This window comes from Saccharopolyspora sp. NPDC003752 (assembly GCF_053605825.1).
In genome coordinates, this window is record NZ_JBSGJZ010000006.1 from 1 (window position 1) to 15611 (window position 15611).

The window sequence follows — 15611 nt, forward strand, 5'->3', positions numbered from 1 at the left end:
TTGCGCAGGTGGGCCAGTGTCAGCAGCGCCTGCTGGTGTGCGGGAAGTTTGCGCCAGCGGGAACCGATCTTCTGGTGATGCGCCCGCAGCGCCTCGGCGACATACCGCAGGGTCGTGCTGGACAGATCGATCGCCGAGGGATACAACAACACGCGAGGCTCCTGGTGGCTCCTGGGTTGATCTTGGTCGACGATCCATCTACCAGGAGCTTCACCATTTCCCCCGCAGCGACACGCCTTCCCGCCCACCTCACCTGCAAAGATCAGGATGAAAAAGGCTCAATGGAAATCAGAGGTTCGATTTCCATTGAAATTGCGGAAGGTGACCCGAGCGGGGGTCACCCGCATCCACGCCCAAGCCCCGCGCATGCCGGGAGCCGGAACAGGCTTGCGCGATGCGGCAGGGGGTTCAGCGCCGGGGCCTGGCGACGCCGAAGCGGCTGAGCAGGTCGTCCTCGATCCGCCCGAGCTCCGCGTCGACCGCGCGGTGCGCGGACTTCCGCCGCTGCGCGGGCATCCGCTCCGCGGCCCGCACGGCGCTCGTCAGCTGCGCCAGCCGCGTCGCCGTCCGCTCCGCGTACTGCTCCGCGACGGCAGCCTCCTCGCCGCTCGCCGACTGCTCGCGGAGCTCGCGCAGCGCTTCGCCGTCGCCGGCGATCCGCGCGTGCAGCGCCGCGCCCCGGCCGGTGAAGCTGCCCAGCTGGTCCACCGGCACGCCGAGCCGATGCGCACGCATCCGCTCGTAGCGCTCGCGCGCCACCGACACCGCGTGGATCGCGAACGGCGCGATCACCGGGCCGACCACCTTGGCCACCCCGATGATCTTCTTGGCGTTGCCCGGGGTGATGCGCCCGTGCTCGCCCTTCTCGATCGCCTTGGCGGCCTTCTTGTCCGCCTTCTTCGCCGCCTTGACGGCCTTGCGGGAGCCCTTCGTGCCCGTCTTCCGGACCCCGCGTCCGGTCGTGCGCTTCCTCACCGCGGCCGACACCTCCCCGTCCTGCGCTGGCGTTGCGATCACCTTAAGACCGGACCTCGGGCGGCACGACATCGAGCTGCGCCCGTTCGGGCACGGTGGGTAGTCGCCTCAGGGACGTGTCACCGGGGTGATGGGCGCGTCTGTCGGAGCGACGGCATACGCTTCACACGTGAAGGAGAAGGTGCTGCTCGACGCGGGCGTCGTAACACGGTGCCGTCGACGCGTGCACCTCGAGAACGATCCGGCGCAGGACGAACCGCCAGCGCAGATGGATCTGGGCATCGAGCAGCGCATCGCCGATGCCCAGGAACACCGCCGGTACGTCGCGAAACTGCTGGGCAACGCGTTCGGCGAGGACTGGGTGGAGATCCCGCGCGGGGCCGCAGCCGGTCGCGAGGAGCTGACGCTCGCCGCGATGCGCGCAGGCACGCCCTACATCTCCGCCGCCCAGCTGCCCGCCGACCCCACCGGCGGCCGTCGCGGCTCGGTCGACCTGCTGGTGCGCAGCGGCGACGGTTACGTTCCGGTGCTGGTGGTGCGCCACAAGATCACCGATCCGGGCAGCGGTGCCCGGGTGTCGCCGATCGACCGGCCGGTGCCGGCGGCCGCCCGCATCGACCAGGCCCGCAAGGTGCGGGCGCAGCCCCGCGACCAGTTGCGCCTGGCGCACGCCCTGCGGCTGCTGGAGGCGTGCGGGATGAGCGCGGCGCCGAACCTCGGCGGCGTGATCGGCGTCGAGGCCGACGTGGTGGTCTGGCACTACCTGGACGTGCCGAACTGGCCTGGCGGCCGCACCGCGATCGCCGAGTACGAGGCGCGGTTCGCCGATCGCCTGGCGGTGGCCTCGGCGGCCGCCGCGGAGGCGGAGCCGCTCGCGCTGCCTTCGCGGATCAACGAGTGCAAGGGCTGCCCGTGGTGGCCGACCTGCGAGGCCCAGCTGCGCGAGGGCCGGGACGTCAGCCTGGTCGTGCGCGGCGAGGACGCGGTTGCGCTGCGCGAGGTCGGCGTGTCCACAGTGGATGAGCTGGCCGCGATGCCGCTTTCGGAGGCGGAATCGCTGCCGCTGACCGGGGTCCGCAACACCGACGCGATCCTGCTCGCCAAGGCGTGGCTGCGGAACCTGCCGCTGGTGCGGCGCGTCCGCGACCTGTCGGTGCCGCGCGCGGACGTGGAAGTCGACGTGGACATGGAGAGCTACGCCGACGCCGGGGCCTACCTGTGGGGCTGCTGGCTGTCCGGCGCGGACATCGGCGAGGAGCCCGGCTACCGGGCGTTCGTCAGCTGGGAACCGCTGCCGTCCGACGACGAGGCGCGGTCCTTCGCGGAGTTCTGGACGTGGTTCGGCTCGGTGCGCCGCCGCGCGTACGAGCGGGGCCTGAGCTTCCGCGCCTACTGCTACAACGAGCTCGCGGAGAACCGCTGGATGCTCGCCTCGGCCGAGCGGTTCGCCGGCAAGCCGGGCGTGCCCTCGGTGGCCGAGGTGCGCGAGTTCATCGGCTCGGCCGAGTGGGTCGACCTGTTCGCGTCGGTGCGGGAGCAGTTCCTGTGCCCGAACGGCAAGGGCCTGAAGGTGATCGCGCCGAGCGCGGGGTTCGGCTGGCGGGACGCGGAGGCCAGCGGCGAGAACTCGATGCGCTGGTACCGCGACGCGGTGGGCCTCGGCGGCGGTGTGCAGGTGCTGTCCCAGCGCGACCGGATCCTCGACTACAACGAGGACGACGTCCGGGCGACCTGGACGATCCGCCGCTGGATGACCTCCGAAGCATCCAACGAGATCCCCTACGCAGCCGACCTCTGACGGCTTCGGTGCGGTAGTCCGCAATTTCCATTGAAATCGAACCTTCGATTTCAATGGAAATTGCGGCGGAACCTGGATCGGGGCGGTGGGCCGGACAGGGGGAGGGGTTGCCCGGCCCACCTCGACGGTCTGGCGCCTGAGGTCGGGGAGGGGGCGTCAGACCGGGTTCAGGGATGCGGCCGCAGGTGGTGTCGGCCGGTGGTCGCGACTTCGCGTTGTCGTTCCGCCTCGACGGCTTCGATCAGCTGCCAGACGTTCAACGCGCCATCGCCCGCACCGGCGTGCTGCGCGCGCGGAGCGCGGACCAGCAGCATGCTCGCGATCAGCACGTTGACCAGGACCAGAGTGCTCACCTGAAGCCAGAACATGGGTTCTCCTTGCCTTGAAGTTGACGTTTCCGCTGCTCAATGCCCGTGAGTGTTTTGGGGTGCCATAGCGCCCCAAAACACTCACGGACCCGGGGCCCACCGGGCGCTGATGCGCCGCCAGCAGTCCATGCAGGTGTCCTCGTTGATCCACTCCAGCTCCCGTGGCAGCCGCTGCACCTGCCACGCTTCGACCTCCACGCCGCAGAAGGAAGTCACCGCCGCATGCGGCCCGGCCCGCTTCGCGGTCACGCCGAACGCATGCCGCCCAACCCCCACCGGCCGCCAAAACCAATCCACCAGGGCAAATTCCGACATCGCATCCTCCGAGTCAAAGGACCGACAACCGCTTCTCGAGATCTGATCATGGCATTGAGGAACGGTCATGGTTACCGGTAACCGATACTGTTCGTCACATTGTGTGATCCATTGATCGAGACCGGTGCGGCAAGATTCGATCCATGTCTGAGAGCCCGACTGCACGTCGCCGAGCCCAGGGCCAAGCCCTGCGCGAACTTCGAGAGGCCGCCGGAAAGTCCGCAAAGGACGCTGCCGACGAGCTGGAGTGCTCCGAGTCGAAGATCAGGAAGATCGAGCTCGGAGACGTGCCTACCAAGCGGGCCGAACTCGATGCGCTGCTCCGGTTCTACGAGGCATCGCAGGAAGACGTCGACGAGGTCAAAACACTTGCGAAGGGCGCGAATCAGCGCGGTTGGTGGCAGGCCTACCGGGGTGCCGTGCCGCGATGGTTCCGCCGCTACGTCGGACTTGAATCAGCAGCCGTCGAGATCCGGACTTTCGAAACCGAGTTGATTCCGGGGCTGCTGCAAACCGAGGCCTACGCAACGGCCATCATCGAGGCCTTGAACCCGGAACTCTCCGACGACGAACGCGATCGCCAGGTCAAAGTGCGCGCGGAGCGGCAAGAACGGTTGCTGGCCGACGGGCAGACCCGGCTCTTGGCGGTGATCAGCGAAGGAGCGATCCGACGTGTCGTCGGCGGCCCCGAGATCATGGGCGAACAGCTTCGCTTCCTGCTCAAAGTCAGGCGGCCCGCGCAGCTTGAGGTCCAAGTCGTCCCGCACGAAGCAGGTGCTCACCCGGCGACCGGCTTCCCGTTCGTCCTACTCAGGTTCCCGAACGACGCAGCACCGACGCTCGCCTACACGGAGAGCCTCACATCCGCCGCTTATCACGATCGCCAATCGGACGTTGACACTTATACCCTCACCTTTGACCGCTTGCGGGCCGCAGCCCTGAGCCCAGCCGACAGCTCGGCCCTCATCGAGCAGGCGGTCAGGGAGTTGCAGAGCGACTAGCGGAAAGGGGCGCGGTATGGACGAGTTAGACCGCGTCGTTTGGCGGAAGAGCAGCCGAAGCGGGGGAAACGGTGGCAACTGCGTCGAGGTCGGTTTTGTGCCCGGTTCGATCGGCGTTCGGGATTCGAAGGACCGCGACGGCGGTCGGTTGACCGTCTCGCCCGCTCAGTGGCGTGCCTTCCTACTCGCGCTCGCCAACGATCGGATCGGTTGATGTGGGGGCGCCTCGGCCGTATTGACGCTGGTCAGTGACCGTGTGTGCTTTGTGTTGCCATAGCAGCACAAAACACACACGGTCCCAGGGCTACGGGACGATGACCGCCCGGCCCTTGATCTGGCCGTGGTGGAAGCGCTCGTAGACCTCCGGCGTCTCGTCGAGGCCGAAGGTCTCCACGTGCGCCCGCAGCGCGCCCTGCCGCGCCAGGTCGAAGACCTCGATCAGCTCCGCGCGGGAGCCCCAGTACGGCGACGCCACCGAAACCTCGTGCGGCAGCAGGCCGAAACCGACCGGCAGCGGCGCTCCGGCGATCCCGACGATGGTGATGTCGCCTTCCACCGCGACCGACTGCGCCGCGATCTGCACCGTCGGCGCGATGCCGACGAAGTCCAGCACCACGTCCGCGCCCGACCTGCCGGTCAGCTCGCGCACGCGCTGCGCCGCGTTCTCGTCCGAGCGGGCCACGTCGTGCGCGCCGACCTCGCGGGCCAGCGCCAGCTTGTCGTCGGCCACGTCCAGCGCGATCACCCGCGCCCCGGTGGTGGCGCGCAGGATCTGCACCGCGAGGTGCCCGAGGCCGCCGGCGCCGATGACCACCGCGGTGCTGCCGCCGACCAGCTTCGGCAGCGATCGCTTGATCGCGTGGTACGGGGTGAGCCCGGCGTCGGTCAGCGGCGCGGCCTGCACCGGGTCCAGCCCGTCCAGCGGGACCAGGTGCCGGACGTCGTCCACCAGCAGGTACTCGGCCATCGCGCCGGGACTGCCGAGGCCGGGCGGGCGGATGCCCAGCTCGGCGGCGCGGGTGCAGTAGTTCTCCTTGCCCTGCGCGCACTTCCAGCACACCCCGCAGCCCCACGGCCCGTACACCGCGACGGAGTCGCCCTCGGCGACGCCCCGCACGCCCGCCCCGAGCTCGGCGACGGTGCCGACGCCTTCGTGCCCGAGGGTGAGCGGCAGGTCGAACGGCAGCTTGTCGGCGGGCCAGCTCATCACCCCGATGTCGGAGTGGCACATCCCGGCGGCGGCCACCTTCAGCAGCACCTGCCCGGGGCCCGGCTCGGGTTTCGGGACCTCGACGACCACCGGCGCCTCCCCGACCTGCTGGTACTGCACGGCTTTCATGACCCCGCCCATGACCGAGCTCCCTTCGGCGTTCACCTGAACGGTGCTCATCCTCCGGCGGATCGGCTCCCGGCGCACCTCTCGGTGCGCAACGGGTCGTGAGTGCTTTTGGCCGCCATGGCAACCAAAAGCACTCACGACCCCCTGGTCGTTACCGCGGCGCCATCCGCAGGGCACCGTCCATCCGGATGACCTCGCCGTTGAGGTAGTCGTGCTCGACGATGTCCAGCGCGAGCTTCGCGAAGTCCTCCGGCGTGGCCAGGCGCTTCGGGAACGGCACGCTCTCGGCCAGCCCGGTGCGGAACTCCTCGCTGATGGTCGCCAGCATCGGCGTGTCCACGATGCCCGGCGCGATGGTCATGACCCGGATGCCCGACGACGCCAGGTCGCGCGCGGCCGGCAGCGTCAGGCTCGCCACGCCGCCCTTGGACGCCGAGTACGCGGCCTGGCCGATCTGCCCGTCGAAGGCGGCGACGGAGGCGGTGTTGATCACCACGCCGCGCTGGCCGTGCTCGCCGGGGTCGGTCTGGCCGATCGCCGCGGCGGCCAGCCGCAGCACGTTGAAGGTGCCGATCAGGTTGATCTCGATGACCTTGCGGAACAGGTCGAAGTCGTGCGGGCCCTTGCGGCCGACGATCCGCGCCGACGGCCCGATGCCCGCGCAGTTCACCACGATCCGCAGCGGAACCCCGGCACCGGCGGCCTGGTCGACGGCGGTCTGCACCTGGTCCGCGTCGGTGACGTCGGCGGCCGTGTAGGTGACCCCGTCAACGACCGGCGCGTTGGCCACCGAGTCCGGCAAGTCCACCGCGAAGACCTGCGCGCCGCGCGAGGCGAGCGCTCGTGCGGTGGCCGCGCCAAGGCCGGAAGCCCCGCCGGTGACGATCGCCGCGGTGTCGGTGATCAGCATCTGCTCGTTCCTTTGCGTTCGTTGCTGGTGTCCCGGCATGTCTAACACCTGGGAACGGTCGTGCCCAGCACCTGACGCGGAACGGACAGGCGGCGAACCCGCGCTCAGTGATGGCGGCGCACCCGTCGTTGCGAACTCATCTCGACGAACGCCAGCAGCGCGACCAGCGGCAGCGCGGCCAGCAACGCGAGGCCGGCGAACAGTGTGGCGATCCCGATCAGCTCCATGTTCAGAGCCTGGTCCGCTGGCCGGGCCCGCCGCGTCTGCCACCGGTGCGATTCTCGGGTCCGTCCGAGCGAAAAGCCGGTCACCGACGGTGTCGGAAGCCCCGCGAAGTCGTGGCTGGAGCGCGATTCCGCGAGAAATCGACGTTCACCCGATGGCGGCCGGCTTCTCGCGAAACCGTCCACCACCTGCGGAAACGAAGGCGGTGGTGACGGAGCGCCACCACCGTCGTCAGGACCTAGCGCTCGGTGGGCGGGCAGATCGCGTCGATGGCGTCCAGATCGGACTGGGTGGGGCGCCAGGCGCCCGCCACCGCGTTCGCCTGCACCTGCTCCGGCGTCGTGGCGCCGGTGATCACCGAGCCCACCACCTCCTGCGCCGCCAGCCAGCCGACCGCCACCGCGGTCATCGGGATGCCGCGCTCCTCCGCGAAGGCGCGCAGCTGCTCGATGCGCTCCCACGGGGCGTCGGCGAGCATCTGGTTCCGGTTCGCCAGCCGGCTGCCCTCCGGCGGCTCCTGGTCCTGCCGGTACTTGCCGGTGAGCAGCCCGTTGGCCAGCGGGAAGTACGGGATGATCCCGACGCCGAACCGCTTGCAGGCCGGCACGACCTCGCGTTCGGCCTCCCGCGCCAGCAGCGAGTAGTGGTTCTGCGCCGACACCGGTGCGGCCAGCCCGGCCGAGGACGCCGTCCACGACGTGTCGGCGAGCTCCCAGCCCGCGAGGTTGCAGTGCCCGACGTAGCGGATCTTGCCCTCGCGCACCAGGTCGTCCAGCACCGAGAGGGTTTCGTCGATCGGCGTCAGCCGGTCCGGCCGGTGCAGCTGGTACAGGTCGATCCAGTCGGTGCCCAGCCGCCGCAGCGACGACTCGACGGCGCGCCGCACGTAGCGGCGGGAACCGCGCGCCGCGAAGTCGGGCCCGTTGCCGCCCTGCATGTCCATGCCGAACTTGGTGGCGATGATCGCGTGCTCGCGGCGGCCGGACAGCGCCTGCCCGAGCAGCTCCTCGCTGCGCCCGCGGGGCGAGCCGTACACGTCGGCCACGTCGAAGAAGGTGATCCCGGCGTCGAGCGCGGTGTCCACCACGGCTCGAACACCGGACAGGGATTCGGTGGCCGTGCCGGGGCGGCCGAGGTTGTTGCAACCCAGACCGACCGCGCTGACCACCAGGCCGGATTCGCCCAAACGTCGCTGCTCCACGGCCGGTGAGCCTAAACGCCGGTTCACCGGCACGTCACGCAGGACGTACGGCGCGTGAACGTTTGGCGATCCAGGTTCCGCTGTGCGGGCGATGTGCCACGATGCCGAAGGGGCCCGCGACCGAACGGTCGTGCGAGGTGAAGGGGTGTGGGGACTGTGTTCGCCCGTCGAATCGTCGTTGTTGGCACCGGGTACGTCGGCTTGACGACCGGCGCGTGCCTGGCGTCGCTGGGGCACCGGGTGGTGTGCAGCGATGTGAACGCCGCGAAGGTCGAGCAGCTCTCCCGCGGCGAGGTGCGGATCCACGAGCCCGGGCTGGCCGAGCTGGTGCAGGAGGGCATCGCGGCCGGGCGGCTGGAGTTCGTGGTGGGTTCGGCGGCCGCCGTCGCCGAGGCCGAGGTGGTCTTCCTGTGCGTGCCGACGCCGATGGGGGCCGGCGGCAAGGCGGACCTGGCCGTCGTGGAGGCGGTGGCGCACGAGGTGCGCGAGCTGCTGCCCGCGGGATGCGTGCTGGTCACGAAGTCGACGGTGCCGGTGGGCACGTCGGCGCGGCTGCGCGAGCTGGTCGGCCGCGAGGACGTCGCGGTGGTCAGCAACCCGGAGTTCCTGCGCGAGGGCTCGGCGGTGCACGACTTCCTGAACCCCGACCGCATCGTGGTCGGCTCGGACACCCAGGACGCGGCCGAGCGGGTGGCCGCCCTGTACGCGCGGCTCGGCGCCCCGACGGTGCTCACGGACGCGGCGAGCGCGGAGATGGTGAAGTACGCGGCGAACTGCTTCCTGGCGACCAAGCTCTCGTACGTGAACGCGATCGCGGAGCTCTGCGAGCGGCTGGGCGCGGACATCTCGGACGTCACCGAGGGAATGGGCTACGACCGCCGGATCGGGCAGTCGTTCCTGCAGCCGGGGCCGGGCTGGGGCGGTTCGTGCCTGCCGAAGGACACCGCGGCGCTGCTGCAGGTGGCGGAGGCCGTCGACTTCGAATTCCCGCTGCTGCAGGCGACGATCTCGTCCAACACCCGGCAGCGCGAGCGGATGGTGGCGAAGGTCGCCGACGCCTGCGGCGGCTCCCTCGACGGGGTGCGGCTCGGGCTGCTGGGCCTGACGTTCAAGGCCGGCACCGACGACCTGCGCGATTCGCCGGCGCTGGAAGTGGCGCGGCTGCTGGCGGAGCGCGGCGCGGAGCTGGTCGCCTACGACCCGGGGCTGCGCGGCGACGAGCCGGCGCTGCCGCCGGAGGTGGAGCTGGTGGACGACCCGTACCAGGCGGCGAAGGAGGCCGCGGCGCTGGTGCTGCTGACGGAGTGGCAGGAGTTCCGGACGCTGGACTGGAACCGAGTGGCCGAGGCATTGCGCGGCCCGGTGGTGGTCGACACCCGGAACCACCTCGACCCGGACGTCCTGCGCCGAGCGGGCCTGTCCTGGCGAGGCGTCGGCCGAACCCCGGTCGCGGGCGCGCCCGCCTGAGAGCTTCCCGGTTTCAGGCGTCGATCCAGGATGGTGCGCGGGGCGTGGCTGGCTGAGGCGTAGGGCGCCGGTTTCGCGCGAAACCGCCAGCGGTGCCGGGAACCGGGCGAGCCGGGCGGAGCCATTCTGGAACGACCATCGGGAGCCCTCCTGCCCGGCTCGGGCCTCGGGCGGCTGGTGCTGGGCGCGGGGGATGCCCTCGCTTCGACTATCGCTCGGACGGGTGGCGTCCGCTTAAGGTGGTTGACGTGTTTACGACTCGCCCGGAACTCGCCGGCACGCACGGGATGGTCGCTTCCACGCACTGGCTCGCCTCCGCGGCGGGCATGGCGGTGCTGGAGGACGACGGGAACGCCTTCGACGCCGCGGTCGCCGCCGGGTTCGTCCTGCAGGTCGTGGAACCCCACCTCAACGGCCCGGGCGGTGAGGTCCCCGCGCTGTTCACCACCGCCGACGACCCGCGCCCCCGCGCGCTCTGCGGCCAGGGCCCGGCGCCCGCCGCGGCGACCATCGGCCACTACCGCGACGAGCTCGGCCTAGAACTGGTGCCCGGCACCGGATTCCTGGCCACCACCGTGCCGGGCGCCTGGGACGGCTGGCTGCTGTTGCTGCGCGATCACGGCACCAAGCCGCTGCGCGACGTGCTGAAGTACGCCATCGGATACGCCCGCGACGGGTTCCCGATCGTGGAGCGGATCAGCACGACCATCGACACCGTCCGCGCGATGTTCACCGAGCACTGGCCCAGCTCGGCCCAGCTCTGGCTGACCGACGGCGCCGCGCCGAAGCCCGGCAGCGTGCTCAAGAACCCGGTGCTGGCCGACACGTGGGAGCGGCTGCTGGCCGAGGGCGAGGCGGCCGGGCCCGGCCGCGAGGCACAGATCGACGCGGCCCGCCGCGCCTGGTCGCACGGCTTCGTCGCGGAGGCCGTCGAGAAGTTCGTGCGCACGCCGCACCGCGACAACTCCGGGCGGGACCACGCGGGCGTCATCACCGCGCAGGACATGGCCGAGTTCGAGGCGGGCTACGAAACCCCGCTCACCGTCGACCTCCCCGGCGACTGGACCCTGGCGAAGTTCGGCATCTGGTCCCAGGGCCCCGCGCTGGCGCAGCAGCTGCGCCTCCTGGAGGGCGACCGGATCAACTACGTCGACGGCGTCGCCGACGCGGACACCGTGCACGTCGCGGTCGAGGCCGCCAAGCTCGCCTTCGCCGACCGCGAGGCCTGGTACGGCGACTCCGCCGACCCCGGCGTCCTCGCCGACCTGGTGTCCCGCGACTACGCCGCCGCCCGCCGAGCGCTGATCGGCGACCGCGCCTCGCTGGAGCTGCGCCCCGGCTCGCCGGGCGGTCGCGACGCGATCCTGGCCGCGCACGTCGCCGAGGGGCGCGGCGTGGACGGCGAGAAGGACCCGAGCGGCGTCGGCATCGGCGAGCCCACGGTGTCGGCGACCGGTGAAAGCCGCGGCGACACGGTGCACATCGACGTGGTCGACCGGTGGGGCAACCTGATCTCGGCGACGCCGTCCGGCGGTTGGCTGCAGTCCTCGCCGACCATCCCCGAGCTGGGCTTCTGCCTCGGCAGCCGGGCGCAGATGTTCTGGCTGGACGAGGGCCTGCCGAACTCGCTGGCGCCGGGCAAGCGGCCCCGGATCACGCTGAGCCCGTCGCTGGCGCTGCGCGGCGGCGTGCCGACCATGGCCTTCGGCACCCCCGGCGGCGACCAGCAGGACCAGTGGCAGCTGTGCTTCTGGCTGGCGCACGTCCACGGTGGACTGAACCTGCAGGCGGCGATCGACGCGCCGGCCTGGCACACCGGCGCGTTCCCCGGCTCGTTCTACCCGCGCGCCTGGGAGCCCGGCCGGGTCGTCGCGGAGTCGCGGCTCGGCGCGGAAACCCTCGCCGAGCTCCGCCGCCGCGGCCACGACGTGCTCGACGCCGGGCCGTGGGCGCTCGGCCGCCTGTCGGCGGTCTCGCGGGACCCGGACTCCGGCCTGCTGCGCGCGGCGGCGAACGCCCGCGGGGCCCAGGGCTACGCCGCCGGCCGCTGACGCCGGGCCGCTGACGCCGGGTCGCGGCACCAGGGATCCGCAATTTCCATTGAAATCGAAGGTTCAATTTCAATGGAAATTGCGGGCCGGGGAAGGTGACGTGCCGATCGACCCCGCGTCAGGCCGCTCGTAAGGTGCGGCCGACGAGGAGCATGCGGAGGGTTCGGGCGGTGGCGTCCGCGATGAGCTCCGGGGCGCGGGTGATCGCGTCCGCCAGGTCCACCGGTTCCGTCAGGATGCCGGTGATCGCGTCGATCCCGTGGTCGTAGCTGGCGTCCGCGCCGGGGCCGATGGTGCCGCACAGGGCGATCACCGGCTTGCCGTGCCGCTTCGCCCGCCGCGCCACCTCGGTCGGGATCTTGCCGAGCGCGGTGGACGCGTCGATCGCGCCCTCGGCCGTGATCACCAGGTCGGCGGCCCGCAGCCGCTGGTCCAGGTCGCTGCTCTCGAGGAACACGTCGAACCGCGAGGCCAGCCGCGCCCCGAGCACTCCCGCCAGCCCGGCGCCGAGCCCGCCCGAGGCGCCGCCGCCGGGCAGGTCGGTGAACCGGGTTCCGCTGTGCCGGCGCAGAACTTCCGCCCAGATCTGCATCGCGGCGGCGAGCTGCTCGACGCGTTCCGGCGCGGCGCCCTTCTGCGGCCCGTAGCGGCGCGCGACGCTGTCCGGCCCGCACAGCACGTTCGTCGGGTTCACCGCGACCACGAGCTCCACTTCGGACAGTCTCGGGTCCAGCCCGGTCGCGTCGAGCCGCCGGGCGCGGACCAGTTCCGCGCCGCCGTCGCCGATCTCCGCCCCGTCGGTGTCCAGCACGCGAACGCCGAGCGCCCGCAGCGCACCGGAGCCGCCATCGCAGGTCCCGGAGTCGCCGCAGCCGATGACGATCTTCTTCACGCCCGCGTCGAGCGCGGCGGCGATCAGCTCGCCGACGCCGCGGCTGGTCGTCGCGCCGGGATCGCGCCGGCCCGGCGGCACCAGGGAAAGCCCGGCGGCGGCGGCCATTTCCACGAATCCGGTGTCGCCGACCAGCGCGAAGTGCGACTCCACCGGTTCGCCGACCGGGCCGGTGGCGGTGACCGGCACCAGCTCGCCGTCGGTCGACCGGGCCAGCAGCCGCGCCGATCCCTCGCCGCCGTCGATCAGCGGGATGGTGTCGATGGCCGCGGCGGGCACCACCCGGCGGATGCCGGCGCGGATCCCGTCGGCGACGGCCTCGGCGTCCAGGCACTCCTTGAACCCGCTCGGGGCGACGGCGAAGCGCAGCATGATGTTCTCCTCCACTGTGGACTTGTCAGGTGAGCGGCAGGCCGAGAGCCGGCCAGACGAACAGGGCGAACAGCACGACGAGCGCGCCCAGCACGGGGCCGAGCAGGGCGGACAGCTTGAGCAGGTCGCGCGGGGTGCAGGCGTGGTCGAGCCGGGCGAACATCGCGACCGGCTTGGCCGAGGACGGCAGCGTGTGGCAGAAACCCGCCGCCGCGGTCGAGGCGAAGGCCAGCGCGACCGGGTTCATGCCGACCGCGAAGGCGGCGGGCACGATCAGCGGGATCAGCACCGCCGACCGCGCCGACCGCGACTGCACCAGCAGGTGCGCGGCGACGCTCAACGCGACGACGGCGATCAGCACGGCGCCGGTGCTGTCGCCGACGAGCGCGTTCGCGGCGACCCAACCGGCGGCCCCGGACTCGGTCAGCGCCGCGCCGAGCGCCGTGGTGGCGGCCATGAAGAGCAGCAGCGACCAGGGAATTTCGGAGATCGCGGCACCGATGCGCACCGTCCCGAACCGCGGCGAGGCGATCAGCAGCGCCCCGGCCAGCGCGATCAGCGCGGGCGACAGGCCGTGCAGCGGCTCGGTGCTCCAGAGCAGCACGACGGTGCCGAGCAGGCCGATGGCGCGGATCTCGGTGCGTCGCATCTGCGGCGGCACGTCGAGCTGCTCGCGCAGCGCGGCGGCGTCGACCCGCAGCCGCGCCCGGCGCTCCGCGCGGCCGGTGAACAGCAGCAGCACCAGCTCAGCGGCCAGGTGCGAGCTGACCACGGCGAACGGCAGTCCCCACAGCAGCCACTGGCCGAAGCCGATGCCCGTGCCGATCGTGCTGTCCAGGACCTGGCTGGTGATCAGGTGCGCCCCGGCGCCGACCAGCGTCGCGATCGCCGATAGCAGCACGACGGTCGGGAACAGCACGACGAGGGCCCGGACCAGGCGCGGCTGGTGCGCGAACGCGTCCGCCAGCGCGAGGAAGATGGGCAGCACCAGCGCCGCGCGCCCGCTCGTACTCGGCACCAGCAGCGCGGTGATCACCAGGCCCGCGGTGATCAGGTGCACCAGGCCGCGCGCCGCTCGGGCGCGGCCGACCAGCGCGATCGCCAGCCTGGCGGGCAGGCCGGTCCGGTTGATCCCGGCGGCCAGCACGAACGCCGCCACCAGCAGCCAGATCTGGTCCGCGCCGAGCGACTCGAACAGCTCCTCGGCGTCCAGCGCGCCCAGCACCACCAGCACGGCCGCCGCGGACAGCGCGACGAAGGTGTCGTCGAGCCGGTTGCTCATCCAGCCGGCCACGGCGGCGGCGAACACCAGGATGGTGATCAGCCCGGACCGGCCGAGCTGGTCGGCCCCGGCGTCCTCCGGCGCGGTCAGCACCGCCATCAGCCCGAGCAGGCCGAGCGCGCCGAGGGTGATCCCGACGGCCCAGCCGCGCCCGGCGCTCGGGTCGGACGCCACGCGGGTGGTGCGCACCGGGCTCGTGGCGAACTCGGTGCGCACCACCCGCGTGGTGTCCTCGTGGCTGTTCACGCCACAAACGATCTGTCCTGCGGCTGAACCGCGCGTGAACCGCCCATGAGGAGCACTTCATCTTTGCCGCGCAGTTGTCCACAGCCCTGTGGACAACTTTGTCAACAGGTCGCTCAGCTGCGAAAACACCTGGTTGAGCGACCGGTTTGTGCACAGCTGTGGAGAAAGTTATCCACAGCTGTGCACAGGTTCTCAGCGGCGCGTGCTGACCAGCACCAACCCGACGCCGATCAGCGCGACGCCGAACCACGCCGCGATGCCCAGCCGTTCCCCGACGACGAGCACGCTCAACAGCGCCGCCACCACCGGCTCCAGCAGGCTCAGCGTCGTCGCGACGCTGGCCGACGTGCGGCGCAGCCCGGCCCCGAACAGCAGGTACGCCAGGCCCATCGGGATCACCGCGAGGTAGCCCGCCACCAGCAGCCCGGACGGGGAGCTCAGCAGCGGACCGCCGGTGAACGCCAGCACGGGCAGCAGCACGACGGCGCCCGCACCGAACATCGCGCCCATCACCGCGCGCGAGCCGTGGCCGCCGCGCATCATCCGCGCGGCCGCCCACGAGTAAGCGACGTATGCGGCGCCGCCGAGCAGGCCGAGCAGGGCACCCACGATGACGTCCGCGCCGACGCCGCTCTCGCCGCCGACGGTGATCAGCAGCAGGCCCAGCACCGAAACCGCGGCGGCCAGCGCCCACCGGCGATCCAGCCGGACGCCGTCGACGACGCGTTCCAGGATCGCGGCGAACACGGGCGCCGAGCCGAGCGTGATGACGGTGCCGATGGCGACCCCGGCGAGTGCCATCGACGAGTAGAACGCCAGCGGGTAGACCGCCACGGCCAGGGCGCCCACGAGCAGCAGCCCGGTCCTGCCGGACCGCAGCACGTCGAACGCGGACCGCCCCGCGATCACGAGCAGCAGCACGCCGCCGACGCCCATGGTGGCGGCGCCGATCGACAGCGGGCTCGCGGCGGCCGGGGCGAAGCTGGCGGCCGTTCCCGTGGTGCCCCACAGGAACGCCGCGAGCAGCACCGGCAGCGGGCCGGCGACGAAGCTGCGGGCAGGAGCGGGTGCGATGAGCAGTTGATCAGTCAAGGTGAACTCTTCCGTTCGCGAACCGTCAGGACTCGTCGAACGGGCGCGCGTCAACCCCGGTGGTTGCGTGCAGTTTC

The 15611-nt window shown here is 71.6% G+C and carries 15 protein-coding genes and 1 pseudogene; 5 read left to right on the top strand and 11 right to left on the bottom strand.

The genetic code is table 11. The features are described from left to right. Both ACWEV3_RS09600 and ACWEV3_RS09605 read right to left on the bottom strand, forming a co-directional pair. Nucleotides 1–152 (bottom strand): annotated as a pseudogene (locus ACWEV3_RS09600) (IS5/IS1182 family transposase); the annotation flags it as partial. Between the two features lie 256 nt (nucleotides 153–408). Next, nucleotides 409–1047 carry a DUF6474 family protein gene (locus ACWEV3_RS09605; RefSeq protein WP_452613441.1) on the bottom strand — a complete coding sequence of 213 codons (639 nt, stop codon included), beginning with the start codon at nucleotides 1045–1047 and terminating at the stop codon, nucleotides 409–411. 97 nt (nucleotides 1048–1144) lie between these two features. On the opposite strand from ACWEV3_RS09605, the gene ACWEV3_RS09610 reads away from it, so the two are divergent. Further along, nucleotides 1145–2773: a TM0106 family RecB-like putative nuclease gene (locus ACWEV3_RS09610; protein ID WP_452613442.1), complete on the top strand. Its 1629-nt coding sequence runs from the start codon at nucleotides 1145–1147 to the stop codon at nucleotides 2771–2773. A 167-nt stretch (nucleotides 2774–2940) separates the two neighbouring features. Here the strand turns inward: ACWEV3_RS09610 and ACWEV3_RS09615 are convergent, their stop codons facing one another. Next, a complete protein-coding gene (locus ACWEV3_RS09615; RefSeq protein ID WP_452613443.1) occupies nucleotides 2941–3141 on the bottom strand; it encodes a hypothetical protein in 201 nt (66 codons plus the stop codon). A gap of 81 nt (nucleotides 3142–3222) precedes the next feature. Next, nucleotides 3223–3390: a hypothetical protein gene (locus tag ACWEV3_RS09620; RefSeq protein ID WP_452613444.1), complete on the bottom strand. Its 168-nt coding sequence runs from the start codon at nucleotides 3388–3390 to the stop codon at nucleotides 3223–3225. A 209-nt stretch (nucleotides 3391–3599) separates the two neighbouring features. Between ACWEV3_RS09620 and ACWEV3_RS09625 the strand changes: the two genes are divergently transcribed. Both ACWEV3_RS09625 and ACWEV3_RS09630 read left to right on the top strand, forming a co-directional pair. Then, nucleotides 3600–4457, top strand: coding sequence for a helix-turn-helix domain-containing protein (locus ACWEV3_RS09625; protein ID WP_452613445.1), 858 nt, complete (start codon nucleotides 3600–3602; stop codon nucleotides 4455–4457). A gap of 16 nt (nucleotides 4458–4473) precedes the next feature. Beyond that, a complete protein-coding gene (locus ACWEV3_RS09630) occupies nucleotides 4474–4671 on the top strand; it encodes a DUF397 domain-containing protein (protein WP_452613446.1) in 198 nt (65 codons plus the stop codon). Nucleotides 4672–4761: 90 nt separating this feature from the next. Here ACWEV3_RS09630 and ACWEV3_RS09635 read toward each other — a convergent pair whose 3' ends face one another. From ACWEV3_RS09635 to ACWEV3_RS09650, 4 genes are all read right to left on the bottom strand, one after another. Beyond that, nucleotides 4762–5847 carry an NAD(P)-dependent alcohol dehydrogenase gene (locus tag ACWEV3_RS09635; RefSeq protein ID WP_452613447.1) on the bottom strand — a complete coding sequence of 362 codons (1086 nt, stop codon included), beginning with the start codon at nucleotides 5845–5847 and terminating at the stop codon, nucleotides 4762–4764. Nucleotides 5848–5947: 100 nt separating this feature from the next. Then, complete coding sequence (locus tag ACWEV3_RS09640) at nucleotides 5948–6706, bottom strand: SDR family NAD(P)-dependent oxidoreductase (RefSeq protein ID WP_452613448.1); 759 nt, start codon at nucleotides 6704–6706, stop codon at nucleotides 5948–5950. Between the two features lie 104 nt (nucleotides 6707–6810). After that, complete coding sequence (locus ACWEV3_RS09645; RefSeq protein ID WP_358568070.1) at nucleotides 6811–6933, bottom strand: hypothetical protein; 123 nt, start codon at nucleotides 6931–6933, stop codon at nucleotides 6811–6813. A 236-nt stretch (nucleotides 6934–7169) separates the two neighbouring features. Further along, entirely contained in the window at nucleotides 7170–8132 is a 963-nt protein-coding gene (locus ACWEV3_RS09650; RefSeq protein WP_452613449.1) for an aldo/keto reductase, read from the bottom strand. A 156-nt stretch (nucleotides 8133–8288) separates the two neighbouring features. Between ACWEV3_RS09650 and ACWEV3_RS09655 the strand changes: the two genes are divergently transcribed. Both ACWEV3_RS09655 and ACWEV3_RS09660 read left to right on the top strand, forming a co-directional pair. Then, the gene (locus tag ACWEV3_RS09655; protein ID WP_452613704.1) at nucleotides 8289–9599 is read left to right on the top strand and encodes a UDP-glucose dehydrogenase family protein; all 1311 of its coding nucleotides are present in this window, start codon (nucleotides 8289–8291) and stop codon (nucleotides 9597–9599) included. A 248-nt stretch (nucleotides 9600–9847) separates the two neighbouring features. Next, on the top strand, nucleotides 9848–11650 hold the full coding sequence (locus ACWEV3_RS09660; protein WP_452613450.1) for a gamma-glutamyltransferase family protein: 1803 nt from the start codon (nucleotides 9848–9850) through the stop codon (nucleotides 11648–11650). A 118-nt stretch (nucleotides 11651–11768) separates the two neighbouring features. On the opposite strand, the gene ACWEV3_RS09665 is transcribed toward ACWEV3_RS09660, so the two are convergent. The 3 genes from ACWEV3_RS09665 to ACWEV3_RS09675 form a co-directional block, all read right to left on the bottom strand. Further along, nucleotides 11769–12914: a glycerate kinase family protein gene (locus ACWEV3_RS09665; protein ID WP_452613451.1), complete on the bottom strand. Its 1146-nt coding sequence runs from the start codon at nucleotides 12912–12914 to the stop codon at nucleotides 11769–11771. Nucleotides 12915–12939: 25 nt separating this feature from the next. Further along, entirely contained in the window at nucleotides 12940–14442 is a 1503-nt protein-coding gene (locus ACWEV3_RS09670; RefSeq protein ID WP_452613452.1) for an SLC13 family permease, read from the bottom strand. A gap of 192 nt (nucleotides 14443–14634) precedes the next feature. Further along, nucleotides 14635–15534, bottom strand: coding sequence for a DMT family transporter (locus tag ACWEV3_RS09675; RefSeq protein ID WP_452613453.1), 900 nt, complete (start codon nucleotides 15532–15534; stop codon nucleotides 14635–14637). Nucleotides 15535–15611: the final 77 nt, after the last annotated feature.